The 23,884-nt window shown below is 64.7% G+C and carries 21 protein-coding genes and 2 pseudogenes; 7 read left to right on the top strand and 16 right to left on the bottom strand.

Translation table 11 applies throughout. From position 1 onward, the window contains the following. Positions 1-14: 14 nt before the first annotated feature. The 6 genes and pseudogenes from AC2D10_RS17275 to AC2D10_RS17250 all read right to left on the bottom strand — a co-directional run. On the bottom strand, positions 15-776 hold the full coding sequence (locus AC2D10_RS17275) for an SDR family NAD(P)-dependent oxidoreductase (protein WP_484709384.1): 762 nt from the start codon (positions 774-776) through the stop codon (positions 15-17). Continuing rightward, a complete protein-coding gene (locus tag AC2D10_RS17270) occupies positions 773-2,389 on the bottom strand; it encodes an AMP-binding protein (protein WP_484709382.1) in 1,617 nt (538 codons plus the stop codon). The genes AC2D10_RS17275 and AC2D10_RS17270 overlap by 4 nt, the downstream gene beginning before the upstream one ends. Positions 2,390-2,555: 166 nt before the next feature. Further along, positions 2,556-3,401, bottom strand: a complete 846-nt coding sequence (locus AC2D10_RS17265; RefSeq protein WP_484709380.1) for an alpha/beta fold hydrolase — start codon at positions 3,399-3,401, stop codon at positions 2,556-2,558. A 34-nt stretch (positions 3,402-3,435) separates the two neighbouring features. Then, entirely contained in the window at positions 3,436-4,374 is a 939-nt protein-coding gene (locus AC2D10_RS17260) for an alpha/beta hydrolase (protein ID WP_484709379.1), read from the bottom strand. A 72-nt stretch (positions 4,375-4,446) separates the two neighbouring features. Continuing rightward, positions 4,447-5,451, bottom strand: coding sequence for an MFS transporter (locus AC2D10_RS17255; protein WP_484709377.1), 1,005 nt, complete (start codon positions 5,449-5,451; stop codon positions 4,447-4,449). Next, a pseudogene (locus AC2D10_RS17250) lies at positions 5,426-5,785 on the bottom strand (MFS transporter); the annotation flags it as partial. The pseudogene AC2D10_RS17250 and the gene AC2D10_RS17255, both read right to left, overlap by 26 nt. A gap of 91 nt (positions 5,786-5,876) precedes the next feature. Between AC2D10_RS17250 and AC2D10_RS17245 the strand changes: the two are divergent. Continuing rightward, the gene (locus tag AC2D10_RS17245) at positions 5,877-6,887 is read left to right on the top strand and encodes a LacI family DNA-binding transcriptional regulator (protein ID WP_484709375.1); all 1,011 of its coding nucleotides are present in this window, start codon (positions 5,877-5,879) and stop codon (positions 6,885-6,887) included. A gap of 368 nt (positions 6,888-7,255) precedes the next feature. Here AC2D10_RS17245 and AC2D10_RS17240 read toward each other — a convergent pair whose 3' ends face one another. Next, positions 7,256-7,624 (bottom strand): MerR family transcriptional regulator, encoded by a 369-nt coding sequence (locus AC2D10_RS17240; RefSeq protein WP_484709374.1) that lies wholly within the window; start codon positions 7,622-7,624, stop codon positions 7,256-7,258. Positions 7,625-7,801: 177 nt separating this feature from the next. Here AC2D10_RS17240 and AC2D10_RS17235 point away from each other — a divergent pair, with 177 nt between their 5' ends. Further along, positions 7,802-9,319 carry a SulP family inorganic anion transporter gene (locus AC2D10_RS17235; protein WP_484709373.1) on the top strand — a complete coding sequence of 506 codons (1,518 nt, stop codon included), beginning with the start codon at positions 7,802-7,804 and terminating at the stop codon, positions 9,317-9,319. Positions 9,320-9,646: 327 nt separating this feature from the next. On the opposite strand, the gene AC2D10_RS17230 is transcribed toward AC2D10_RS17235, so the two are convergent. Continuing rightward, the gene (locus AC2D10_RS17230; RefSeq protein WP_484709372.1) at positions 9,647-10,321 is read right to left on the bottom strand and encodes a DUF998 domain-containing protein; all 675 of its coding nucleotides are present in this window, start codon (positions 10,319-10,321) and stop codon (positions 9,647-9,649) included. A gap of 75 nt (positions 10,322-10,396) precedes the next feature. Between AC2D10_RS17230 and AC2D10_RS17225 the strand changes: the two genes are divergently transcribed. Next, complete coding sequence (locus tag AC2D10_RS17225) at positions 10,397-11,020, top strand: TetR/AcrR family transcriptional regulator (RefSeq protein ID WP_484709371.1); 624 nt, start codon at positions 10,397-10,399, stop codon at positions 11,018-11,020. Positions 11,021-11,528: 508 nt separating this feature from the next. Here the strand turns inward: AC2D10_RS17225 and AC2D10_RS17220 are convergent. The 3 genes from AC2D10_RS17220 to AC2D10_RS17210 form a co-directional block, all read right to left on the bottom strand. Next, positions 11,529-13,691: a glycoside hydrolase family 3 C-terminal domain-containing protein gene (locus tag AC2D10_RS17220; RefSeq protein WP_484709370.1), complete on the bottom strand. Its 2,163-nt coding sequence runs from the start codon at positions 13,689-13,691 to the stop codon at positions 11,529-11,531. 148 nt (positions 13,692-13,839) lie between these two features. Continuing rightward, positions 13,840-16,359 (bottom strand): alpha-L-rhamnosidase, encoded by a 2,520-nt coding sequence (locus tag AC2D10_RS17215; protein ID WP_484709368.1) that lies wholly within the window; start codon positions 16,357-16,359, stop codon positions 13,840-13,842. Continuing rightward, entirely contained in the window at positions 16,356-17,633 is a 1,278-nt protein-coding gene (locus AC2D10_RS17210; RefSeq protein ID WP_484709366.1) for an MFS transporter, read from the bottom strand. Before AC2D10_RS17210 ends, AC2D10_RS17215 begins: the two co-directional genes overlap by 4 nt. A gap of 141 nt (positions 17,634-17,774) precedes the next feature. On the opposite strand from AC2D10_RS17210, the gene AC2D10_RS17205 reads away from it, so the two are divergent. Next, a complete protein-coding gene (locus tag AC2D10_RS17205) occupies positions 17,775-18,374 on the top strand; it encodes a MarR family winged helix-turn-helix transcriptional regulator (RefSeq protein ID WP_484709364.1) in 600 nt (199 codons plus the stop codon). Between the two features lie 240 nt (positions 18,375-18,614). On the opposite strand, the gene AC2D10_RS17200 is transcribed toward AC2D10_RS17205, so the two are convergent. From AC2D10_RS17200 to AC2D10_RS17190, 3 genes are all read right to left on the bottom strand, one after another. Further along, on the bottom strand, positions 18,615-18,905 hold the full coding sequence (locus tag AC2D10_RS17200; RefSeq protein ID WP_484709362.1) for a hypothetical protein: 291 nt from the start codon (positions 18,903-18,905) through the stop codon (positions 18,615-18,617). A 67-nt stretch (positions 18,906-18,972) separates the two neighbouring features. Beyond that, entirely contained in the window at positions 18,973-19,554 is a 582-nt protein-coding gene (locus tag AC2D10_RS17195) for an SMI1/KNR4 family protein (protein WP_484709360.1), read from the bottom strand. A gap of 544 nt (positions 19,555-20,098) precedes the next feature. Next, positions 20,099-20,782 (bottom strand): hypothetical protein, encoded by a 684-nt coding sequence (locus tag AC2D10_RS17190; protein ID WP_484709359.1) that lies wholly within the window; start codon positions 20,780-20,782, stop codon positions 20,099-20,101. 79 nt (positions 20,783-20,861) lie between these two features. Between AC2D10_RS17190 and AC2D10_RS17185 the strand changes: the two genes are divergently transcribed. The 3 genes and pseudogenes from AC2D10_RS17185 to AC2D10_RS17175 all read left to right on the top strand — a co-directional run. Next, positions 20,862-21,401, top strand: coding sequence for a hypothetical protein (locus AC2D10_RS17185; RefSeq protein WP_484709357.1), 540 nt, complete (start codon positions 20,862-20,864; stop codon positions 21,399-21,401). A gap of 17 nt (positions 21,402-21,418) precedes the next feature. Beyond that, complete coding sequence (locus AC2D10_RS17180; protein WP_484709356.1) at positions 21,419-21,754, top strand: hypothetical protein; 336 nt, start codon at positions 21,419-21,421, stop codon at positions 21,752-21,754. A 142-nt stretch (positions 21,755-21,896) separates the two neighbouring features. Further along, positions 21,897-22,312 (top strand): annotated as a pseudogene (locus tag AC2D10_RS17175) (transposase); the annotation flags it as partial. A gap of 147 nt (positions 22,313-22,459) precedes the next feature. Here AC2D10_RS17175 and AC2D10_RS17170 read toward each other — a convergent pair. Beyond that, positions 22,460-23,473, bottom strand: a complete 1,014-nt coding sequence (locus AC2D10_RS17170; protein ID WP_484709355.1) for a diacylglycerol/lipid kinase family protein — start codon at positions 23,471-23,473, stop codon at positions 22,460-22,462. Positions 23,474-23,587: 114 nt separating this feature from the next. Further along, positions 23,588-23,869, bottom strand: coding sequence for a hypothetical protein (locus AC2D10_RS17165; protein WP_484709354.1), 282 nt, complete (start codon positions 23,867-23,869; stop codon positions 23,588-23,590). Positions 23,870-23,884 lie beyond the last annotated feature (15 nt).

Here is a 23,884-nt window from a genome sequence, read left to right as displayed (position 1 = left end):
TCGTGCGGCGGCGGCTATCGCGGGGCCATCCGGATGGCCCCGTCGAGTCGGATCGTCTCGCCGTTGAGCATCGGGTTCTCGACGATGTGCGCGACGAGGTGTGCGAACTCCTCTGCCTTTCCCAACCGTGAGGGGTGTGGGACCTGGGCACCGAGAGACCCGCGAACCTCGTCCGACATGCCCATCAGCATCGGAGTCTCGAAGATCCCTGGGGCGATCGACATGACCCGAATGTGCGACTGTGCGAGGTCCCGTGCGGCGGGCAGGGTCATGCTGGCGATGGCGCCTTTGGATGCCGCGTACGCGGTCTGCCCGATCTGGCCGTCGTATGCCGCGACCGAGGCGGTGTTGACGATTACGCCTCGTTCCTCCCCGGGGAGGGGCCCTGCGATCATCTCTGCCGCGGCGAGTCGCATGACGTTGACGGTGCCGAGGAGGTTGATCTCCACGACCCGTCGGAACTCCTCGAGGCTGGTCGGACCCGCTCGACCGACCAGGCGGCTACTGGATACGACGCCTGCACAGTTGACCACGATGCGCAGCGGACCCAGGGTGGACGCGAATTTCACCACCTCCTGGATCGCGTCTTCGTTCCTGACATCGGCGGCGCGCAAATGTACGCGACCGGTGAGGTCGGGCTCGACCGCGGTGCCGGTGTTGTCAGCGATGTCGACGGCGACAACGATCGCTCCCGCGAACGCTAAGCGCTCGACGGTGGCGCGTCCGAGGCCGGATGCGCCACCGGTGACGAGTGCGACGGATCCGTCGATGTTCACGAGATCACCATCTCTTCGAGCTCCTCGGTCGACAGGTTGCGGAGAACGAACCGCTTGACCTTCCCGCTGGGAGTTTTCGGAAGGGCTCCGACGACGTGGACGCGTCGGGGGTAGGCGTGCACGCCGTATCCACGTCGCACCAGATCCTGCAGCCGCTTCTGCATCTCCTCCCCTGGCGAAGCGTCCCCTGCGAGCACCACGAAAGCCTCTACGACCTCGCCGCGGACGTCGTCGGGGCGGCCGACTACGGCAGCCTCCGCGACATCGGGGTCGGTGGTGAGGATGCTCTCGATATCAAAGGGGCCGATGCGGTAGCCGGCGGCGAGGATCACGTCATCGTCTCGGGACGCGAAGAAGAACTCACCCTCCTCCTGCCTGCCGATGTCGCCGGTGAGGTACCAGGCGCCATCCTTCGTGAACCGCTTCTTGGTGTTCTTCATATCGTCGACGTATCCGGTGAACCACATCAGCGGACTCTCGACGGTCGACAGCGCGATATTCGCGCCGATCGTCCCCGCGACAAACCCCGGCAGGGCCTGTCCCATGGACTTCGGCTGCACTGGTCGACGAAGCCGCGGGTCCCAACTGTTGACGATCACCATGCCTTGCTCGGTCTGACCGTAGTGGTCGCGCACGTCCGTCCCCAACGCGCTGACCGCCCACTCCCCGACATCCGGGGTCAGCGGTTCGCCCGCCGACGACGCGACCCGCAGCTTCCGCGTAAGCGGAGAGGAATCACCCTTCATCGCCCTGTAGACGGTGGGAGCGGCAGCAAAGTTCGTCACCTGGAGCGTGTCGATGACGGCCTTGGTCATGGCGGCGGAGAACCCCCCGCTGAGAAGCACGTTCGGTCGGCCGATGGCGAGCGGCCCGACGATCGCGTAGTAGAGCCCGTACGCCCATCCGGGATCCGCGGCGTTCCAGAAGACATCGTCGTCAGTGACCTGCAGCCCGTATCGCATGTAGGAGACGAACGCGGCGATCGCACGCCCCGGGACTCCCACGCCCTTCGGCGTCCCCGTCGTCCCGGACGTGTACAGCTGAATGAACGGGCCGTCCGGGCCGATGGACACCGAGTGTTCAAGAATCTCGGACTCCTCGATCAGCTCGTGAAGCGATGCCCCGGACTCAAGCACCGGGACGTCGAGATCTGCGGTCTTGACCGTCTGGTCGGGGTCGGTGATGAGCAGGCTCGCCCCACTCGCCTGCACCCGCATCTCGATCGCGGGTGCGGCGAAGGCGGTGAACAGCGGAACGTGCACGGCGCCCAGCCGCCAGATGGCGAGCAACACGACAGGAAGATGCCGTGACTTGCCCATGAGCACGGCGACTCGGTCGCCCGCGGCGACGCCGCGGTTTCGAAGCGCCGACGCAAGCCGAGAGGACTCCTCCCGCAGCTCCCCGTACGTGAGCACGGAGGTCTCCAGATCAGCGGTCACCACCCGGAAGGCGATGTCGCCGGGCGCGTGGTCGTCGCAGAGAACAGAGGCGATGGTGAGGTCGCCGGCGGAGTATCGACGAGTGAGTTCGTCGATCTCCGCGGCGACCTGGACCACGTCCTCCCACGGAGCCATCGCCCGCATGGGCTGATCCTCGTGCTTCGAACGCGTCATCGAACGTACCCCTCGGCAGCGGCTACTCGTGCAGCGGCTGCGGCTGCTGGTGTTTCGGCGGGGCGGATGGTGACCGGCGCCGAGGCGCTCGGGGTGATGGGGTCGTACACGGTCTCTCCTTTGAATCCGGGTCGTATGGTGCGGGCGTTAGCGTCGCGGCGTCGCTTTAGACGTTCACGACCTTCCCGGCCTCGAAGCGGCGTGCGTTGTCGGTGATCTCTTGGACGAACTCCGGCCACAGCGGTTCGACGATCTCGTGCCCCATGCCGGGGAAGACCCGCAGCCGGGAGCCCTTGATCTGAGCGTGCAGCTCTTCGGATGCCCGGTAGTCGATGAGCAGATCCGAATCTCCGGTGAGGATGGTCGTCGGCGCGGTGATCGAGGCAATCGATTCGGTCCGGTCGGGGGCGGTGAACACGGCGTTGGCTTGCCGGACGTTCCCTCCCTTGACCGGGTCGCGGTCGTAGGACATCTCGGCCAGCTCGTGGAGCCAGTCCATGTCCTGCGGGTACGCGGCGGAGCGGCAGGCGATTTCGCCGGCGATGAACTCCTCGAGGGCCTGCTCCTTGGTCAGGCCCGAGTGGTCCTTGAGGATCTCGCGATCCGACGCCTGAGGGAGTAGCCACTTGTTCGCCGCTGCGGTGTAGAAGACGGTGAGCGACGCGACGAGATCCGGGTGGTGGACGGCGAGCTCCTGTGCGATCATTCCACCCATCGACTGGCCAGCCACGTGTGCGGGGGCGATGTCCAGGGCCTGGATGAGGCCGGCGATGTCGTCGGCCATGTCGACGATCGTGTAGCTCTGACCCTCGAACTTCTGGGACAGTCCGACGTCGCGGTTGTCGACGCGGACGACGTGGAAGCCCTCGTTGATGAGGAGCTGGCAGAACTCCGGACGCCATTTGACCATCTGGGCGGTGAGACCCTCGACGAGGACGAGTGGCTTGTCGGTTACCGGGCCGAGGGTGTCGTAGAACAGGGTCGTGCCGTTGGCGACGGTGATGGTGGGCATGTGCGGTCTTTCGTTTGAGATCGGGCGCGTAAGGTCAGTTGGCGCTGACGGTACGCAGTGCGGTGATGACGTCGCTGCGCCAGGTGCGGGCGGCTTCGAGCAGTCCGGTCAACGCTGCGCTGGCGTGGATCTGTCCCTCGGCCATCTTGTAGGTGACGGGGACGCCGGCCTCTTTCAGGCGGCGGGCGTAGGTCTCTGCACTGTCGCGGGTGAGGTCGTACTCAGAGGTGAGGATCACGGCGGCCGGCAGGCCCGAGAGGTCCTCGGCGAACACCGGGGACGCATACGGCGTTCGGGCGTCGGCGGGGTCGGTGAACAGGACGCTCTTGATCTGTTCGATCTCGGATAATTCGAGGATGTAGCCCGTGTCGTACTCATGCCGAGCCGAGCCCCAGGTCAGATCGAACGACGGGATTTCGAGCACCTGCAGCGCGATGGCAGGTCCCTGCTCGTCGCGGGCGCGAAGGGCTACGGTGGAGGCGAGGTTGCCGCCCGCCGACTGTCCACCGATGATGAGGCGCTCCGGCTCGATGCCCAGCTCCTCGGCGTGCTCGCTCACCCACAGCAGGGCGGCGTAGCCGTCGTTGTGACCGGTCGGGAACGGGTGCTCGGGAGCGAGACGGTACCCGACGGAGACGACCACGGTGTCTGCGCCGATGCACCGCTCACGGCAGGCGATGTCGACGAAGTCGTAGTGGATCGACCCGCCGCGGAATCCGCCGCCGAAGAAGAACAGGTAGCCCGCGTGCGGTCCGGGCGTGGGCGGGGTGTAGATGTGCAGTTCGATGGTGCCGCCCTCGACGGGGATCTCGACCAGCTTGCGATCCGCTCCTTCCGGGGCGGGCTCTGCGAACTGGGCAGCGAGGGCGTTGTTCGTCGCCTTCTCGACGGCGCGGTGCTGGTCCGGGTCGGTGATGATCTCCGGGGAGGGCATCTGCGACAGGAGGCCGGCGAGGATGGGATCGATGGGCATTGTGTACTCCGTTGTCTCAGGATTTGGGTTTGTTTGAAGGATCTGTCGCTTTTTGCGCTGCGGGTGGTTCGCTTATGCGTCCACCACGGGGGTTGCGGCGGACTGGGGTACGGGGGCCGCCGCGAACTCGGCATCGGGCTCCTGCTCGTCGTGGAACTCGTTCGCGATCCGTCCGCCTCGGAATCCAAGCCAGCCGACGACCACTCCTACGAGCGCCATGGCTGCCAGGACGGCGAACAGAGCCTGGGGTGCAGTGGCGATGAAGACCGGCGTGACGATGGAGAGCAGCGCCAGCACGACACGGCCGACGGTGAAGATGAACCCCTGGGCAGTGCTGCGCAGCATCGTCGGGAAGCTCTCGTTCGACCAGACCCGGGCGATCGGCTCGCCGGCACCGGTGGCGCCGAGCGCGGAGATAGCGAGGGCCGCCACGATAGACGCCAGACTAATGCCAGCGACGGCGGGGATCGCGTACGCGATGACGGCGAGGATGCCGCCGATCAGGACGAGCGGCATGCGGAACCGGGTGTCCACGACCTTCATGAACACGACCAGCGCGATGATGATCACCGGAATCGTGATCAGCAGATACCCGGTGAACTCCGCCACCGGGACCTGCGCGACACCGACAGCGATATACGTGGCGAACGAGGTCAGGATGCCGTTCGCAGTTGTCACCAGGGTGTAAAAGACCACGAGGATCAGCAGCGGGCGCCGGAACGGCGACTGGAACAGATCGCGCACCCGCGCCTTGTCGGCCCGGACCGTGTGGATACCCGCGCGGCGCTCGTCGCGCGACTTCAGCCACAGCGGCGACTCGGGGATCGTCAACCGCAGCACGAGCCCGACGAGGCCGACCGCACCGACCAGCCCGTACAGAAGCTGCCCCGACGTGCGACCCATCCCACCCGTGGTCGCGGAGAGAAGGATGATCACGGTCGATCCCAACAGCCACAGCAGCTGAGTGAACACAAGCATCGCACCACGGTTGCGGTCGTTCGCCGCTTCTGAGATCGTCGCCCAGAGACACGGGTAGATCCGCGCCCAGGCCGAGGCCGACGACGACCAGACCAGCAAGAATGACGGGGAAGGTCGTGCCGAAGACCGGCCCGAGACTTCCCAGGACGATCATGACCATCGTCACAATGAAGACCTTCCGCCGCCCGTACACGTCACCGAGTCGGCCACCGACAAGCGCACCGACGGCAACCCCGAAGGTGACGACAGCAGTGAGGATGCCTACCTCTGCGGGGGTGAGCCCGATGGTCTGTTGATAGATCACCAGGGCGATGCCGTTGCCGGCCAGAGCTGCACCGTCGACGAACGAGGCGAGACCGCCAACGACCGCGACCCACCAGGGGTGTGCGTAGCCACTTACTCCGGCGGGGCGGGTTCGGGTTCGAGTTGACATGAATCTCCTTTGATTACTCGTGTCAAGCACTTCGTTCCGTCACTCTAAGACGCTATGTTTACTCGTGTCAAGCAGCCCGGGGAGGAAATCCATGAGCGGTCCATCAGTACGCACCGCCGACGTCGCCAAGGAGGCGGGCGTCTCCCGCGCGACGGTGAGCTACGTGCTCAACGACCGTCAGGACGTCCGTATGAGCGACGCCACGCGTGAACACGTGTGGGCGGTCGCTAGGCGGCTGGGCTACATCGGATCCCCTGCCGCCCGTGCGCTTCGCAATGGCCGGGGCGATGTCGTCCTGCTGCTCCTGCCCGATTGGACGATCACCAGCCAGATCGAGCTGCTGCTCGATGAGATCGGGCAGCTCGTCTCGCAGCGCGGCCTCGTCTGCCTTCGCTACGAGGGCCCGCAGTGGCAAGGCTCGCTGGACCGCGTACTGGGTCGGATCTCCGCCGCGTGCGTGATCACGCTCGATCCGATGGGCGACGTCGACGCGCAGACCCTGGAAGCGACCGGCGTCCCGGAGGTCAACGCCTGGCTCCTCGATCGTCCAGGACACCCCCACACGACCCGCATCAGCCAGCACGACATCGTGCGCGCGCAGGTCGACCACCTCCTCGAGCAAGGCTTCCCTCGCATCGCGTACCTCGCCACGAGCGAGCCCGGCGACACCTCCTTCCTCGAGGCGCGAGTCCGCGCTTTCCACGAGCTCTGCGCCGCTCGCGGGCTGACCGAGGCACCATCCGCCGTCGTCTCACCCACCGTTGCGAACATTCAGCACCAGTTGAGCGCGTGGCAGTCATCCACCGGCGGCCCGCTCGGCATCGCCGCATGGAACGATTTCACGGCCACCGGCATCCTCAACGCAGCAACAGCCCTCGGCCTCCAGGTACCCGATCATCTGGGCGTCGTCGGCGGCGATGACACCCCTCTGGCCCTTTTAACCGCCCCATCGCTGAGCAGCGTCCGCTTCGACCTCGCTTCGGAAGCCGACGGCATCGCACACCGTGTCACCACCGCTCTCGGGATGAAAGACGGCAAGGTCCCCGAGGCCAGCGTTCCAGCCGTCACGGTGATCCCCCGAGCATCGACGAAAATCAGATAGCGGTTCCCTCAAGCCCGTGCCGGGGTGGTCTAGGCGGGCACCTAGGCTGGAACGTTGTCACAGTGCAACCAATGAAGGAGAACGTGGTTTCGTCGCTTCGAGTGCGCAGGGTCGCCCTTGCCTCACTGTTTCTCATCTTCGGGACGGGGACGGCCTCGTGGGTCACTCGCACCCCCGACCTGCGAGACACACTGGTCCGCTTACAAGGCCATAGCGCGCTCAGCCGAAAACGGTTGCCGATTGGGTGTTCCGGGGACCGTTAGTGGAAGGCTTTCCACGTGGCCGTCGGCGGTCCCACCAGAAACGATCGTTTTCGGTGGACCGATCGATTACGGACTTGAGGCCTCGGGCCGACCAAATTGGCCGCTCTAGAGTTGGCCGAGCAGCTGCACGAACTCGTCGGCCATGGCGAGCTGCTCCGTGAGTTTCTGGCGACGCTGGTCAGCGCCGTCGCGGATGTCGTCGATCCGGGCGCGCAGTGCGATATCGCTCGGCTCGATGGTGAGGGCGTCGACAACGTCGAGGAGTTCCCGCATCTCGTCGAGGGTGTACCCGAGTGGTTTCATCCTGCGGATGATGAGGATGCGTTCGACATCTTTCTCGGTGTACAGCCGGAACCCGCCCTCCGTGCGTGCGGACGGCTGCACGAGCCCCACGTCATCCCAGTGTCGAAGCGAGCGGAAAGAGAGCGCCGTACGCTCGGCAACCTCGCCGATCCGCATCGTTTCGACGGTCACGTGTTCGTCTTCCACTGATTTCCCCACAACACTCACGTTACGTTAGAGTCTAAATCGGCGCGGCTCTCACGCCCGCTCCCCTTATCTTCCCGTGTCGGCCTGACCGACGCCTGCGCGCCGCTGCGCTCCCATTCGTTTCCCGCGCTCTCACGAGAGAGCCCAACACCCGGAGGGCACATGACTGCCGTCACTCCCACCCGCGACTCCGCGTCGCGTTACCGCATCGAACCCACCGTCATGCAGGCGCTGCGCAGCCCGCGCCTACTCACCCGTGAAGTCCTCGCCGGCCTCGTCGTCGCACTTGCCCTGATCCCGGAGGCGATCGCGTTCTCGATCATCGCGGGCGTCGACCCCCGGGTCGGGCTGTTCTCGTCCTTCATCATGGCCGTCGCGATCGCCTTCCTCGGCGGACGGCCTGCCATGATCACCGCGGCCACCGGAGCAATCGCGCTCGTCATCGCGCCCGTCGCTCGCGAGTACGGCATGGACTACTTCATCGCCACGGTCCTGCTCGGCGGACTCATCCAGATCGTCCTCGCGTTGCTCGGTGTCGCCAAGCTGATGCGGTTCATCCCGCGGTCGGTGATGGTCGGCTTCGTGAACGCCCTGGCGATCTTGATCTTCACTTCGCAGTTCCCTCAGCTCATCGGCGTTCCCTGGTTGGTCTACCCGCTCGTCGCGGTCGGCCTGCTGGTGATGTATCTGATGCCGCGGATCACGAAGGTGATCCCGGCACCACTCGTCGCGATCGTGCTGCTCACCGCGGCAGTCGTGGTCTTCGCATGGAACGTGCCGAACGTCGGCGATCAGGGAGAACTCCCCGAGAGCTTGCCAGCGCTGTTCATTCCGAATGTGCCGCTCACCTTCGAGACGCTGCAGATCATCGCTCCCTACGCGCTGGCTATGGCCGTGGTCGGCCTGCTCGAGTCGCTCATGACCGCGAAGCTCGTCGACGACATCACCGACACCCACTCCCGCAAGACCCGCGAGGCGCTCGGCCAGGGCGCCGCGAACGTCCTCTCCGGCGCGTTCGGCGGCATGGGTGGCTGCGCGATGATCGGCCAGACGATGATCAACGTCAAAGCCTCCGGTGCGCGCACCCGGATCTCGACCTTCCTCGCCGGTGTCTTCCTGCTGGTCCTCGTGCTCGCGCTCGGTGACGTGGTGGCGATCATCCCCATGGCAGCACTCGTCGCCGTGATGATCCTCGTCTCGATCGCGACCTTCGACTGGCACAGCATCCGCCTGAGCACGCTCAAGCGCATGCCGAAGAGCGAGACCGCCGTCATGCTCATCACCGTCATCGCCACAGTCTGGACCCACAACCTCGCGGTTGGCGTCATCCTCGGGGTAATCGCCGCGATGATCATGTTCGCCCGACGGGTCGCACACTTCGTCAGTGTCACCCGCACCCTCAGCGACGACGCCGACACAGCGCATTACGCCGTCGATGGAGAACTCTTCTTCGCCTCCAGCAACGACCTCACCACCCAGTTCGAGTACGCCGACGACCCCGACACCGTGATCATCGACATGAGCCGTTCACACGTCTGGGACGCCTCCACCGTCGCGGCCCTCGACGCGATCGTCACCAAGTACGAGAACCACGGAACGAACGTCACCATCGAAGGACTCAACGACACCGCAGCAGCCTTCCACGGCCGCCTCACCGGCAACCTCGGCGCCGGGCACTGAGTCACGATTCACGCAGAGAAGGGGCGGCCTCACGGCCGCCTCTTCTCCGTTATCCACTGAAGAGCCACCGATCCTCGGACCTCAAGCTCGGCATCGAGCGAGACTTGATTTTCCAGTGCGCCGAAACTGGCTGTCGAAACCGGCTTCCGGTGCACGTTTGCGGCACCCCTCGCAGAGCAGAATACGAAACCACGCCAGAAACGATCGTTTTCGGTAAGCGTTGTGGCCGCTGCCCCAAGGGAGTGAGAAGCTGGATGGGCGCCGTCTTCGGCGTTCGGCGGTGGGGCTCGCCGGAACAATGCACCCGTACTCGCTGCGCTTTGACTCCTACGCGTTGAGGAGCCGTTCCTCGGCCCGTCGGCGAGAGATCGCGTTGCCCGCGATCAAGATGGAGGCGGCGAGGAAGGGGTAGACCGCGCCTCGTTCGAACACGGGCGCGAGGGTCCAGCCTCCGTTGGCTGCGACGAAAAGCAACGCGAGCGACACGAGGCCGAGAACGCCGAGCCACGTGCACGCTCGCTGGATCCAGAGGGGCAGCTCGTCGCGGAGCGCGCTCCTGGCGACGATGATCGCCAGGTTTCCGCCGATGATGGCGAGGGCGGCGCCTCCGAAGTGGAAGCCCGTGAGTCCGGCGTCTTGGTTCGCCTGGCTGCCGTGGACCATGCCGACGAGTGTGATGCCGAGTCCCTCGATCAAGCCGAGCGCTAGGAACAGCGTCCGGCTTCTTCCCAGGGGCAGCGCCCAGAAGATGAGGAGCGCTCCGATGGCGAAGAGCAGTCCGTGGCCGACGAAGCCGGCGTTCATCACGTTGGCCAGCAGCGAGTTGATCTCGCGCCCTTGGAACACGCCCGGTTCCGGTACGCCGAGGTCGCTGATCCAGTTCGTGGCGTAGTTATACCCGGGGAAGCCGATGGCTGCCACTGTCTCGCACACGAGGTACCAGAGAGCAGCAATGCCAAGGAGGGTAGTGCCGACGCGAGCAAGAGTCTTGTTGAAGGTCATGTGACCATTGTAGACGTTATCCGACCATATTGGTCGTTTTTCCCCGGTGATGGTAGATTCCGTTTGGAGGTGGTCATGGCGATACGGCTACGTGGTGATGAGCTCGAGGCGGCGATCCTGGATGCTGCGGCGGGAGTCTTTGCTGCGCGAGGGCTGGCTGGAACGTCGGTGCAGGCTGTGGCCGAAGCCACGGGCTATTCAAAGACGGGGCTCCTTTCCCGCTATAAGTCGAAGGATCGTCTGTTCACCGCCGTGATGACCCGTTCCGAGGAGCTGATAGTCGGAGTGCTGGAGCGCGTCCAGGATCTCAGCTGCGGCGGCGAACGGGACGAACGGGCTGTCGAGTTGTTCACTGAGATGGCTCTCGCGAATCCGGGAATCATGGCGCTGATGCTCGCTGCATTGATTTCGAGCGACGAAGAGTTGCGCTCGTCTCTGGAGGGAATCGTTCCCACGCTCTGGCGGATCTTCGACAACGATGTAGCGACCGTGAGCACCGTTGAGATGGCTGCACTGCACCCCCAGGTCTTCGCCAGGCAGGTTCGGATCGTCGCAGCCATTGGCGCGATTGCGACGATTGTGGCGGCCACTCGGACGGCGTTGCCCATCGTCTACCTTCAGCCCTTGATCGCGCGGGCCGCGAAGAATGCTCTCGAGCCAGCTGCGCCCGGTTCGGGCGACGACGCTCGGGACGACTAGCAAGGCACGCTCAACGGGCGGCGTGCGGATTCCATGCCCCGTTAGCGACGGCCCTACGAAGCAGGCTTTGTTCGCCTCGCCAAATACGATCGTTTTCGGCGGGGCCCGGGTCTAGCTGAGAAGCAACCACGCAGCACCGCGGCGTTGACGAGCGCGGTGGCCGCCGGACCGACCGTCTCCAACCGTCGACGATGCAGGGCGCCGATGACTGCGTCTGCGGCTTGAACCAGGATCATCGCCGTTGCCACCGCGACCAGGAAGGGAACAAATGGAACGAATAGTGCCACGGTGGCGACGAGAGCGAGTGCCAGGCTTCGCGCGAAAGCGTACGAGTCCGCTGCGAGAGTCAGGGGTCGACCTACGGAGAGCGGCAATCGAGTAGCTGAAAACTCACGCCGGCGCTGACGAGCGTCACTGCGCCGCATACCCAGAAGGAGATAACCATGCTTTCAGTTTGTCCTGGATGATCGCGGTTAGACATCTGCCCTCTCGCAGGACCTTGTCGCGGTCAGGGCGCGACGCTATGCACAGCAGCAAGGAGCTGCCGCACCGCTTCTTCGACGTCGAACGTTGCGCCGGTGCTTTGCTGGGCGAATCCGAGGATGGTGCGGAGCGGCATCGACCCGAACAGTGGCAATGACTCTTCGTTGGTGAGTGCGTCGGCGGGCTGACCCATGTTGGTTATCGCTCCCTGCAACACGGGCAGTCCGACCGGGTGAGATGCCCATTCCTGCAAGGTGGACTCGGCATCCAAGTTGAAGGCCGGTGCGGGGACATTCAGCGTGACGACTTCACTGAGTGGCAGGTTCTGCGAGTGCGAACCAACACGGACGGTGAAGTCTCCGGGTTCAACGGTCCATTTCGACTCACCCCAGAAAGCGAACGAACGCTCGTCGAGTTCGATGGTCACCCGACGTTCCTCACCTGGCTCCAGCCGGACCTTGGTGAAGCCTTTCAGCTCCTGCGGCGGGCGGGTGAGGGATGCGGTGCTGTCGCTCACGTAAACCTGCACGACCTCGGATCCTGCACGAACCCCTGTGTTGGTCACGGTCACCTGCACGGTCGCGCGAGCAATGGTCGCGTCGGGGACGGAGACGGCGAGGTGGTCGTACGCGAAGGTGGTGTATCCGAGTCCGTATCCGAAGGGGAATGCGACGGCGCGGTCGGTGGCGTCGTACCAGCGATAGCCGACGTGAAGGCCTTCTCCGTAGCGGACGACGCCGTTCTCTCCGGGCCAGTTCACGTGCGCGGGCGTGTGGGTCAGGTCGAGCGGGATCGTTTCGGCGAGCCGTCCGCCTGGCTCTGCGATACCGAAGATCACGTCTGCGGCGGCTCCCCCGGATGCTTGTCCGGCCAACCACATCTCCACGATCGCCGGCGCGGTGCCGACGATTCCGTCGAGGGTGACGACGCCACCGTTGCTCAGCACGACGACGATCCGCGGGTTCACCGCGGCGATGTCGGCCAGAAGTGCACGCTGGTTGGCGGGGATGAGCAGGTGCGTCCGGTCGAATCCTTCGGACTCGTCTCGATCAGGCAGTCCGAGAAATAGCACCACCACATCGGACTGTTCTGCGAGCGTGACGGCTTCCTGCCGCAGCGCGTCGTCGCCGTCACCGTCGAAAGTGAATCCCGCAGCGAAATCGACGGTTCTGCTGGTGGTTTCACGGATCTGCGTAAGGGCGTCATCGAGTCGGGTTGGATTGACGTGAGAGCTTCCCGCGCCCTGGTAGCGCGGTGTGCGGGCGAACTCACCGATCACGGCGATCTGTCCACCATCGGTGGCTGAAAGCGGCAGAAGGTTGCCCTCGTTGGCGAGGAGTACGGCACCGTCGGCGGCAATCTCCCGGGCCAGGGCGTGGTGCGCGTCGACATCAACCGCTGCGACGGCGGTCTGCGCGGCGCGGAGACGTTCGTGGACGGTGAGCACTCGGGACACAGCTTGGTCGAGGAGGTTCTCGTCGAGCTCACCCGCTCGAACGGCGGCGATGATGGCGTTCGGACTGCGGTCTCCAGTGCTGGGCATCTCCAGGTCGAGGCCTGCGGCCACGGCGGCAACCGGGTCGACCACGGCACCCCAGTCAGAGACAACGTACCCGTCGAAGCCCCAGTCGCCGCGGAGAACGTCAGTGAGCAGCCAGTGGTTCTGTGACGCGTAAGTGCCATTGACCTTGTTGTAGGAGCACATCACCGTGGCGGGGTTAGCATCGTGAACGATGCGTTCGAAGGCGGGGAAGTAGATCTCCCGCAGAGTGCGCTCGTCCACCTGCGCGTCGACGCGCATCCGGTCGGTCTCCTGGTTGTTCGCGGCGTAGTGCTTGACTGACACCCCGACCCCGCGCGACTGCACACCGTTGACGTAGGCCGTGCCGAGCACCCCGGCGTGGAAGGGGTCTTCGCTGAGGTATTCGAAGTTGCGTCCGCACAGTGGAGAGCGTTTGATGTTCACCCCGGGCCCGAGGAGGATGTCTACCCCCAGCGCGCGGCTTTCTTCTGCGAGGGCGACGCCCATCCGGCCGAGCAGGTCCGGGTTCCAGGTTGACCCGGTCGAGCTGGCGGTCGGGAAGCAAGTGGCCGGCTCGCTGGCGTTGAGGCCCAGATGGTCAGCATCAGCTTTCTGCATCCGCACACCGTGCGGGCCGTCCGTGACCGTGATCGACGGGATGCTCACTCGGTCGACGGCACGCGTCGTCCAAAACGCCTCCCCGGAGACGAGCGCGGCCTTCTCTTCGAGGGTCAGTTTCTCGACTAACGGGTTCATGGTGCTCCTTCTGCCGACGAGTCGCCGGGCGTCTGCGTGACGGTCGTGGTCTCGGGGATTAGGCGGCGGTGGCCGTCAGCGCGGTCTTCAGGTCGTTTTCCAGCTCTTCGGAAACTCCGGGGACGTGCTGCAGCACACCGTTCAGTGACAGCGCGGCCGCTTCGGGGGCGTCAGCGTCGAGGGGCAGTCCCGGGAAGTAGCGCTGCAGGACCCCGGAGACGGCCTCCCACACCGCGGCATCCTTGGCGAGTTCACGGATGGAAGAATCCATCGTCACCTCGGCAGTCGCGCCGTATCCGGCGGGTGCGGGGTACCGCCAGGTGTGCTCCCCCGCACCGACCGTGAAAGCGTCGCCAGCGGAGAACGGGGGCACCACTTCAGCATCGACATCTTCCGGGATGAGTGCGGTGATGGTGATCTCGCCGGCGTCGATCGTCCAGGACACCTCGATGCGGCCGCGCACGGTGTCGTGGGCGGCGCGTGCGTGGGTGAGCCCTCCGCCGGGGCGGGGCGCGATGCGGATCCGCCTGTAGCCGACGTCGGTGCGCTCGAGGCCGCCGACGACCCGGTGCATCCAGTCAGCGACCGCACCCAAGGCGTAGTGGTTCAGGCTGGTCATGCCGGTCGCGTTGACGGTTCCGTCCGGGAGAACGGAATCCCAGCGCTCCCAAATCGTGGTGGCTCCCATCGTGACCGGGTAGAGGAACGACGGGCATTCCTCCTCCAGCAGCAGCCGGTAGGCCGTATCGATGTGTCCGGTGCGGCTGAGCGCGTCCGTGACGAGGGGCGTGCCGGCGAAGCCGGTGGAGATCCGGTACCCGCGACCGGCGACGATCTCGGCCAGCCGGTCGCCGGCCTTAGATAGCTGGTCGGCGTCGAGGAGGTCGAACGTGATCGCCAGTGCATAGGCGGTCGCGGACTCGGTGGCGAGACGTCCGGAGCCGGTGATGTACTCGTGCCGGAACGCGTCATGCACACGGATCGCGAGAGCAGCGAACTCTGCCGCATCGGCACTGTGACCCAGCAGCTCGGCGGTCGCAGCCATCTCCCGGGTCGTCTTGCACAGGAACGCGGACGCGACCAGGTGTCGGTCGGTCTTCGCTGCCGCGGGGTTGTTGGCGGGGGCGTCGGGGTCGAGCCAGTCACCGAACTGGAACCCGCTGCTCCACAGGCCCGCGTCGTCGAGCAGTGCTGCGACTTGGCGGATGAACGTCGTCATCGAGTCGTAGCTGTCCCGGAGGATGGCGTCGTCGCCGTACTCCTGGTAGAGCACCCACGGCAGGCTCACCGCGACGTCACTCCACAACGCGGTCGGCGTCGACGGCTGCGAGAGAGCATCAGGGACAACCCAGGGGACGAAGCCTTTCTCGGCCTGCTCGGCTGCGAGGTCCTGCAGCCAAGAGCCGAGCACACCGCGCACGTCGTACAGGTAGGAGGCGGTCGGGGCGAAAGCGTTGATGTCGCCGGTCCACCCGAGGCGCTCGTCGCGCTGCGGGCAGTCAGTGGGGACGCCCACGAAGTTGTCCCGCATCGACCACACCACGTTGGAGTGCAGCTGATTGAGGAGGGGGTTCGACGTGTCGAACCACCCTGCCCGAGTCATGTCGCTGTGCACGACGACCGCTGTCAGGTCGTCTGTTATGACAGCCCCTGGCCAGCCGTCGAGTTCCGCGTATCGGAAGCCGTGGAAGGTGAAGCGTGGTTCCCACGTCTCCGCAGCGCCGCCACGGAGCGTGTACCGGTCGGTGGCTTCGGCGGTGCGGTTCGTCTCCGTCTCCAGCTCACCATCCGGGGTGAGGATCTCGGCGTGACGGATAGTGATCTGTCGGCCGGCATCACCGGTGACAGTGAGGCGCACCCACCCGGAGATGTTCTGACCGAAGTCAACGATCGTCTTCCCCGACGGGCTGGTCAGGATCGCGACGGGCGCCAGCTCTTCGATACGTCGAATCGGCTCGGCGGTAAGGCTCTGCAGCGACTCCTGGTCCCAGTCGTACGTGTCCGCTGCCGGCCAGGAGCTGTCGTCGAAGCCGGCGGCACTCCACCCGTGCGGTTCGAGACGCGCATCGTAGGTTTCACCGTCGTAGATGCTGTTCGCCTGAACAGCTCCCGTGCCGACGCGGAACGAACCGTCCGTACCGAGCACCTCGACCCGGTCGCCGTAGTCGAGCACGAGCTGCATGAACAGTGCGGGCTTCTCTGCGTAAAGCTTCCGCTGCCACTCCCACCCCAGCCGACCGACCGCCCAGCCCTCTCCAACGATCGCACCCATGGCGTTCTCACCCGGGCGGACGACGTCGGTGACATCGAACGTGCTCACCGTGACGCGGTGCCGGTACGACGTCCATCCGGGTGCCAGGACCTCATCACCGACGCGCGTGCCGTTCAGGTACGGCTCCACGATGCCGAGGGCGGTCACCGAGAGTGTGGCGTGTCGCACTCCCTCCAGGATTGTGAAGTCGCGTCGGAAGTACGGGGCCGCGTTCTCTGTGCCCGTGGGAGCAGCAATGAAGCTTGCTACTTCTTGGTTGGTGAAACGCAGCGAGGCTGGTGACGGGGTGAGGGTGGGGGTGCTCATACGGTGGCGACCACTTCTTCCTGTGTTTCGGTGTCGAACTCGTCGTGCCGGTCGCGGGTACGGAAGACCAGCCATGCGATGCCGCAACCGGCCGCCAGGACGATGGCGAGGAAGAGGTAGAACATGTTCGGGCTCCACGCGACCAACAGCGGGGTCACGGTGGCGAGAGCGGCCGCGAAGAGGCGGGCGACGGAGATGATGGCGCCCTGCGCAGTGGTGCGCAGGAGAGTGGGGAACTGCTCCTGCGTCCAGATCTTCATGATGCCTTCAGACGCGAACGCGGTGCCCATGAGACCCACGAGCCCGGCGATGATGGCGGTGGTGAGGCTGATACCGAAGAACACATACACGAGCTGAGCGGCGACCCAGCAGATCGCGCCGATGGCGAAGTACGTCAACCGCTTCGGGGAATCCGCGATCTTCATGAACCACAGGGCCGCCACGATCCCGAGCGGGATGAACGGCAGGCCGATGAGCGTGGCGGTCTGCAGGTCCACGCCGCCAGCATTCACGAGCAGGTAGCTACCGAACTGCCCGCCCGTGTTCGCGGCCATGTTGGTCAGTGCATAGAAAGCAAGGAGGCCGAGGAACGGTGCGCGGTAGGAGCCGCGGAGCAGGTCCAGGACCGAGACGCGGTCAGCGCGCACCGTGCGGATACCGCGACGACGCTCGTCACGCGCCCGCAGCCAGGACTCCGACTCAGGGATCGTCAATCGGCCGAGGAGGACCAGCACGGCGACGACGGCAATGTGCAGGAACAAGATCTGCGCGCCCAAGCGTCCAAGGCTCGCAACTCCCGCGCTCAGGAATGCGCAAACGATGATGCCGACGGCCCAGAGGAGCTGCGTGAAACCGATGAGCCGACCGCGGTTCGCGTCAGTGGCCGCTTCGGCAATCGTCGAGATCGATACCGGCAGGTCGGCGCCCGTCCCAAAGCCCAAGAGGATAGCCGCGATCAGGATCATGATGAACGTGTCCGCGAACGCCAAGGCAACCGCAGAAGCAACGATGAGAATCATCGTGATGGTAAAGATCGGGCGGCGACCGAACCTGTCGCCGAGACGGCCACCGACGATCGCGCCGATGGCGATACCGAACGTGAGCCCGCCGGATGCGAGGCCGATCTCCCCCGGTGTCAGGCCGATCGCGGCTTGGAACAGAACCATGGCGGTTCCAAAGCTGACGATCGCGGCCGCGTCAATGTACGAGGCCATACCGGACACGATTGCAGTCCACCACGGGCGCGTCCTGCGATGAGACGTGATCTGAGACACGAGCTTCTCCTTTGAAGTGATTACTGGCTACGACTGCCGTGAATGAAACGATCAAATCCGGCTGACTGCCTCACTGTATACCCATGATTGTCCTGAGGACAATCATTGTCGATTGTCCCGCTGACTGTGCATACTGAGAGCATGGCCCGTCGACCCCAAGAGAGCATCGACCTTCGTGAGGTGGTGGTCAGCCCCGCTCCTCTGCTGCACGGGCAAGGAACTGACCTCTCGATCGCGCTGCAGGCTCTCATCACCGCCATGAACTCGACCGCAGTACGTGAGTCGATCATGGTCAACAGCGGCTTCCCTTTGCAGGCTGACATGCCGGCATTCCTCTTGCTGAACCAGCTCATCTACCGCACTACCGCCCGCCCCACGGATATGGCCGACGCGATTGGGACCGGCCGGTCGAACGTGAGCAAGATCGTGCGACGCCTCGAAGTCGCGGGGTTGGTGGGGCGAATGCCGGATCCCGAGGATGGTCGGCAGAGCGTGATTGGCCTAACGACCGCTGGGCGAAAGGTCGCGATGCGCATCGCGGACGTATCCAGTACTGCCTACGAGAGGATCTTCACCGACTGGAGCGATGAGGACTTCTTGCAGTTGGAGCGACTGGTCGTGAGGCTCGTTGCGAGTATTGATGATCGCCTCGATCACGCCGTGGAGCGCACCTCAGGCGTGCGCATCCCTCGTCCCGCAACCGTTGCTGTCGAGGACGACGCGTTCGCACACAACACGTAGCCGTCGAGCTCGCCTGGGACCCGGACGTAGACACCCTCACATCCACCAACAATCCGCCAAAAGATACTTCCGGCGAACGTTTATGGAGGGGCCCTCTGCGTTCAGACTCACGATTGCGCCAGAAACGATCGTTCACGGCGCGGTTGTGTTGCCACTTTGATGAGGCTCACCGCTTCGGCGGGTCAGGCTCCCGCACCCGTGGGCATGAGGTGCTCGGGTTCTACGGATGCCGCTGCGGGTCTACCGGGTGGGCGGGTCGGGGAAGTCGATGCCGAGCCGCTGTTCGAGGACATTCAGGTCGGGGAGCTCTCGCAACGCCTCCTCGCGTGACAGCACCTTTGGGTGGCTGAAGGCGCCTACCTCCCAGTAGGTGCCGCAGTAGCGGCAGCGACGCACCTCGGCCATGAACTCGTCGCTCTCCCCGATCGTGACCGCACGCCCGGCGGGCACGTACGTCACCCAGTACGCCACGCAGATCTCGCACGCCCCTGGATACGCGGGGTTCTCATAGGCACTTATTGCCCGGGTCATGGGAGCACCGGCCACTGCCGCGCGGTGTCGAGCTCGCGACTGCCAGCGAGCTGTGTGAACTCGGCCATCAGACCTTCCCATCGGGGCGCTCGGGCTGATCGCTGGATCCAGCATTTCTGTCCTGTTCCTGCGTTCTGCCGGTCTGGATTTTGGTGTAGTCGATCATGCTGACGAAGAACTGCCCGAATGTGGTGAAGGTGTCGATGACCTCTCCCTCGGCGAGCCAGAGCACGGGGTGCTTGACGGTGTCGTTGTCGATCATCATGACGAAGAGGTCGGCCTGTTCGAGGCTCCCTGCTATCGGGAGAAGGCCCTCCGGTGCTCGGCCGAGATCTTCGAGCAACTCCGGCATGTAGTCGAAAGCTTCCAGGGCAGAGTCCCGCAGCGGTCCGGCCGCGAGTTCAGACGTCGCGAAGAGCGTCACGCTCTGGTGGAAGCACTTCCAGCCGTCGGCGTAACTCAGGAACCTGCGGTGCTCGGGGTCGAGCGAGACGCCCAGCGTCCGCTCCGTTTCTCGTACCGACTTCTCCGTCGCGGCGCCCCCCGGGGGGTGGTTCGGGAAGATGCCCTGCGGATCCCATGCGGCAAGGTCCTGTTTCGCTATCGCCATCTCCACGATCGGTGCACGCCAGTCCTCGATCACGATCATGATGGGGCCGCCCTCCGGTCTCCGTCAGCTGTTGATCGACAGGATAACGTTTCACCCCTGCGGGTCCAGGTGCACCGACCGGCGAATTCGAGGGCCAAGGGTAGTGGGAGCGGCGTCCTGATCCGACGGACGGTCGCACACTTGCAGCCCAGACGGAGCTGGCGCCATTTGTACGATCGAGTGCGGGCGCCCGTGCGCTCAGATGTCAGGGACCCGATCAGGATCACGTCGGGCCGTCAGCCTCCTCTCCATAGCGGCACGCGCGTTTCCGACTTGGCGCAGTTTGCGGACCACGTGTTCGAGGGCGTCCGACTCGTTGTCGAAGCGTCGGGACGTGGAGGCGAGGGGTTCGCCGCGCTCGTCAGCCACATACACATGCCACTCGGTGTCGTCACGCTCGAGCACGACCGCGTCCCGACGAGGGCGATCCGTCCCGTGCAGCACCGGTTGATCGAGGCCCTCTGAGCGCACGATTCGCTCTAGTTCACTCGTGTTCATTCGCTCCCCCGATCTTGCGGCTGACATCTAGCTTCGTCGACTGTGATCATTTGACGTTGTAGGTGTAGTAGTTCGCGAGGCTCTGCAAAGCGGCGTCCGACAGTTCGGGGTGCCGCTCGTGCATCACGATGACGATCTCGTCGCCGATCTCGCTGAGGGTCTTGTGCCCCCATTCGATTCGAATCTTGATGGTCTCGCCCAGGATCTCTCGCACGGCGGTGCGAGCGCGCTCACCGTCGAACCGTGCGCGGAACTCAGTCTCGTTCTTGCCCGGATAGTTCGTGAGGAACACGACGATGGCGTCGCTGATGTCGAAGAATTCGCGGAGCGGGCGGGTCTGCGATTTGCGGTCCCATTCATCGAGGCGCCAGTGCGCCTGCGCGGTCTGTACCGGCACTGTTGTTACTGTCGTGGGGTCCACGGGCTCGAACGTGTCGACGATGAACTCCGCCCCTTTGGCTGTCCACTTGTGGGCGACCTGTCCGCCGCCCTGATCGCGGGCCATGCCGCTGGGCCAGACGTCGATCTGCGCACCGGCGACCCCGAGACGCCAGCCGCCGGGTTCGAGCTCGGCGCGCACGAGGCCGAGCGCCTCGAATGCGTCGTTCGCGGTCGCCTCAACCGGGTCGAACTCCGAAGACTCGATCGCGACGACCCAGTCCCGTCCGTCGAACCGCCAGGAAACCGTCGCCTCGTGCCTGATGCCATCCTGTTGCGGACTCTGAATCATGCGCTCATTCTTTCAGGTCGTGTAGCGTGGCCACGCCTCACCAGCAGAAGACCCGCAATCGAGTGACAGGAACCGCCGGATGAAGACACTCGCTCTGATCGCTGCGATGAAGCCGACTCCCGAGTTCATCGCAGCCGCAACGGACGCGGACGTGATTGCTCCCTCCCCCGATGGGAAGAGCCTGCTGATGTCCACCCTGTCGCACCCGGATCTCGACTCACGGTACGCATCGACGCAGTGGCTGCTCGATCACGGGTGCCCGCTCGGCGCACCCAACTCCGAGGGATACACCGAGCTACACGTGCTGTTCGGACAAGCGAAGCACGACATCCCCGCCGACCTCGCGATCGCGAAACAGCTGATCGCGCTCGGCGCGGATATCAACGCCGTCAGCCCACGTGGAGGTCTCGTGTTCTGCGAAGTGCTGTGGATGAAGCACAAGGACGAGGACCTCGAGCCGCTGTACGACCTGTGGTTCGACCAGCCCGTCACCCTCGATTTCGAGACACCCTCCTCGCGCGGTGCCACACCCCTCGAGATGGCTCGCTCCCTCCCCTACCGTGTGGGCATCCTGGCACGGATGGAACAGTACCTCGCCGACCAGCCCGCGCCCGCATGAGCAACCAGGAGACCTCGATGTCCGACGACGCCACGACCGACCTCATCGGAACGATGATCTTCAACATGAAAGGCCCCGGTGCAGCGCGTGACGACTGGGAGTCCCTCGCGGTGATCCTCGAGTTCCCCGACGGCGCCTTCAACGAAGCGCACGGCTACACATACTCACCAGGCGGAGTCATCTCAGCGTTCGCGTCCGACCCCTGGGCGGTCGCCCCCGCGGTCGCGCCTACATGGCCGGCTACTACAAGCCCGGCGAAGCCCTCCCCCGCAAGCTTCTCGTGCAGTTCGACCGCACCTCCGGAAGATACGACATCACGTTCGAAGAGTTTGACGAGTCCCGATGGAAAATGACGCCCCAAAACTTTCGAGAGCTGCGTGAAGAGCTGCGCCCACGGTTCGACTAAGCACGGATGAGGTACGAGTTTCCGTCCAACCATTGCGCTCCTCGAGGGCTCCGATAGTCGTAATACGTCAGCCGCTGACGAGCAACCGCCTCAAGGTTTGTGCGATCAAAGACATGCACTCCCGGCGGATCGTGGGTTACTCGATCAGCGACCGGATGACATCGGCCCTCGCCGTGTCTGCGCTTCGCAACGCCATCCATCTCCGCGGCCTGGTCGACACCGTCCTGCACTCTGACCGTGGATCGCAGTTCCGATCCGCGGCCTTCGTGCGCACCTCAAACACCACGGGCTCACCGGATCGATGGGACGCGTGGGAGCGTGCGGCGACAACGCGGCGATGGAGTCCTTCTTCTCGCTCCTGCAAAAGAACGTCCTGAACCGGAAACGATGGGCTACGAAGGAGGAACTCCGCCTGGCGATCGTGACCTGGATCGAGAAGACCTACCACCGCAAACGTCGCCAACGCGGACTCGGACGGCTCACCCGATCGGGTTCGAGATACTAAACACAGCCACTCCACGCCTGGCCTAAACCCGCAACACCCCACCCGGGCAGCACCAACCTTCAGCAGCCCCTAAGGCCTGCCGGCGTACGTCTCTCGATCGGCATCAAGGATGTCCGGTTGTGTTCAGCGGCTTTGTGAGCTCGCTGTTTAGGCGGTCGAGCCGGCGGGGACGCGTACGGTGAGTTTCCCCGGTTCTACCCAGGTGCGGATGGCAACGGTCTGGCCGAACTCGTCACCGTCGAGTTGAATCAGTTCGGGGCGGTTGACGGTGAGAGTGAACCTTCGGCCCTTGATGTAATTGAGGGCTTTGACTTCTCTGGTTCGGAATCTCCTGCCGAGCCGGGTGCGGCTGAGGACCCCGTTCTCCCAGAAGATCTTGGTGACGATCTGTGCCCAGCTGACGAATCCCTCCGGTCGCAGCAGGACGATATCGAGGAGCCCGTCGTCGACGGCAGCGTCGGGCAACAGCAGCACATTGGCTTGAAGGGAGCCACAGTTGCCGATGATGATCGTGTGCGCCCGCAGGGTCCGAGAGCGATCGGTGTCGAGCTTGTATCGAACCCGGAGTTGATTCTTGTCGCGGAGCGCGATCGCGATGGCTTTCACGTAGGCGAGCCAGCCGATCTTCGCTTTCAGCTCGTCATCCGTGTTGGCGAGCATCTTCGCGTCGAGTCCCAGACCCGCCATGACCAGGTACGCGTGCTCGTCGATTCGTGCGTCTTCGCGGCGGATCTCGATCATGCCTAGATCGATCCGTCGGTTCTCCCCTGTGAAAGCGGAGTGGACCGAATGCTCAAGGTCGTCGAGGGTCAGCTTCAGATTGCGCGCCAGGAGGTTCCCCGTCCCGGAGGGCAACAGCGCCAGCGGGATCTCGTGTTCTCGCAACGCCTCGGCCACCGCACGCACGGTGCCATCCCCGCCGGCGACGATGATCATCGTCGCGTCCCGCGCGAGCGCATCCGCCGTCGCACCCGCACCCGGGTCCTCCGCCGTGGTCGCGAACCACAGCGTCTTCCCCCACCCGGCAGCCGTTTGCTCGGTGGCCACAACAGCTTCGATGGCAGCCAAGTCCACCTTGATCGGGTTGTAGATCACGGCAGCGACGCGCAGACGCGCAGCTGCGCCGTCCTCGGTCGGCTCGGAAACTGGCGATTCGATCATGGGCACCTCGGTTGATCGGGACGGGAACGAAGATGAAGGCTCCTCGCGTAGCGAGGAACCTCCATCAAATCTCGTGCTGCTTACAGGATCGGCTGAGAAGCCAACCCTGCGAAATCAGCGGGAGGAGCGGTTATGGTCGTCGCGGTCGTAGTTCTCGCGGCTGCCCGACTTCGCCAGGCCACGGCTGATCATGTATCCGACCGTGAGGATCGTGGCGTAGAGCCAGACCTGCTCAGCGCCGAAGCCCTGACCGTCTTCGTTATTGTCCACGACAGCCGAGGCGATGAACATCACGACGAGAATGACGACGTAGGCGATGAACTCGGTGGTCTTGAACGCGGCCTTGGTCTCGGTGGCCAGGCGTGAAGTGCGGGCCTGCGGGGTGTTGTTACTCATGAAGTGTCCTTGCTT

The organism is Microbacterium sp. PI-SA-G, from assembly GCF_057215335.1.
This window is presented reverse-complemented; position numbering and strand designations above follow the sequence as displayed.

Bases quoted from the DNA above. Each gene is read 5' to 3' on its own strand.
- AC2D10_RS17270 (WP_484709382.1), bottom strand. From the start codon at position 2,389: ATGACGCGTTCGAAGCACGAGGATCAGCCCATGCGGGCGATGGCTCCG.
- AC2D10_RS17265 (WP_484709380.1), bottom strand. From the start codon at position 3,401: ATGCCCACCATCACCGTCGCCAACGGCACGACCCTGTTCTACGACACC.
- AC2D10_RS17260 (WP_484709379.1), bottom strand. From the start codon at position 4,374: ATGCCCATCGATCCCATCCTCGCCGGCCTCCTGTCGCAGATGCCCTCC.
- AC2D10_RS17245 (WP_484709375.1), top strand. From the start codon at position 5,877: ATGAGCGGTCCATCAGTACGCACCGCCGACGTCGCCAAGGAGGCGGGC.
- AC2D10_RS17235 (WP_484709373.1), top strand. From the start codon at position 7,802: ATGACTGCCGTCACTCCCACCCGCGACTCCGCGTCGCGTTACCGCATC.
- AC2D10_RS17230 (WP_484709372.1), bottom strand. From the start codon at position 10,321: ATGACCTTCAACAAGACTCTTGCTCGCGTCGGCACTACCCTCCTTGGC.
- AC2D10_RS17225 (WP_484709371.1), top strand. From the start codon at position 10,397: ATGGCGATACGGCTACGTGGTGATGAGCTCGAGGCGGCGATCCTGGAT.
- AC2D10_RS17215 (WP_484709368.1), bottom strand. From the start codon at position 16,359: ATGAGCACCCCCACCCTCACCCCGTCACCAGCCTCGCTGCGTTTCACC.
- AC2D10_RS17205 (WP_484709364.1), top strand. From the start codon at position 17,775: ATGGCCCGTCGACCCCAAGAGAGCATCGACCTTCGTGAGGTGGTGGTC.
- AC2D10_RS17200 (WP_484709362.1), bottom strand. From the start codon at position 18,905: ATGACCCGGGCAATAAGTGCCTATGAGAACCCCGCGTATCCAGGGGCG.
- AC2D10_RS17195 (WP_484709360.1), bottom strand. From the start codon at position 19,554: ATGATCGTGATCGAGGACTGGCGTGCACCGATCGTGGAGATGGCGATA.
- AC2D10_RS17190 (WP_484709359.1), bottom strand. From the start codon at position 20,782: ATGATTCAGAGTCCGCAACAGGATGGCATCAGGCACGAGGCGACGGTT.
- AC2D10_RS17185 (WP_484709357.1), top strand. From the start codon at position 20,862: ATGAAGACACTCGCTCTGATCGCTGCGATGAAGCCGACTCCCGAGTTC.
- AC2D10_RS17180 (WP_484709356.1), top strand. From the start codon at position 21,419: ATGTCCGACGACGCCACGACCGACCTCATCGGAACGATGATCTTCAAC.
- AC2D10_RS17170 (WP_484709355.1), bottom strand. From the start codon at position 23,473: ATGATCGAATCGCCAGTTTCCGAGCCGACCGAGGACGGCGCAGCTGCG.
- AC2D10_RS17165 (WP_484709354.1), bottom strand. From the start codon at position 23,869: ATGAGTAACAACACCCCGCAGGCCCGCACTTCACGCCTGGCCACCGAG.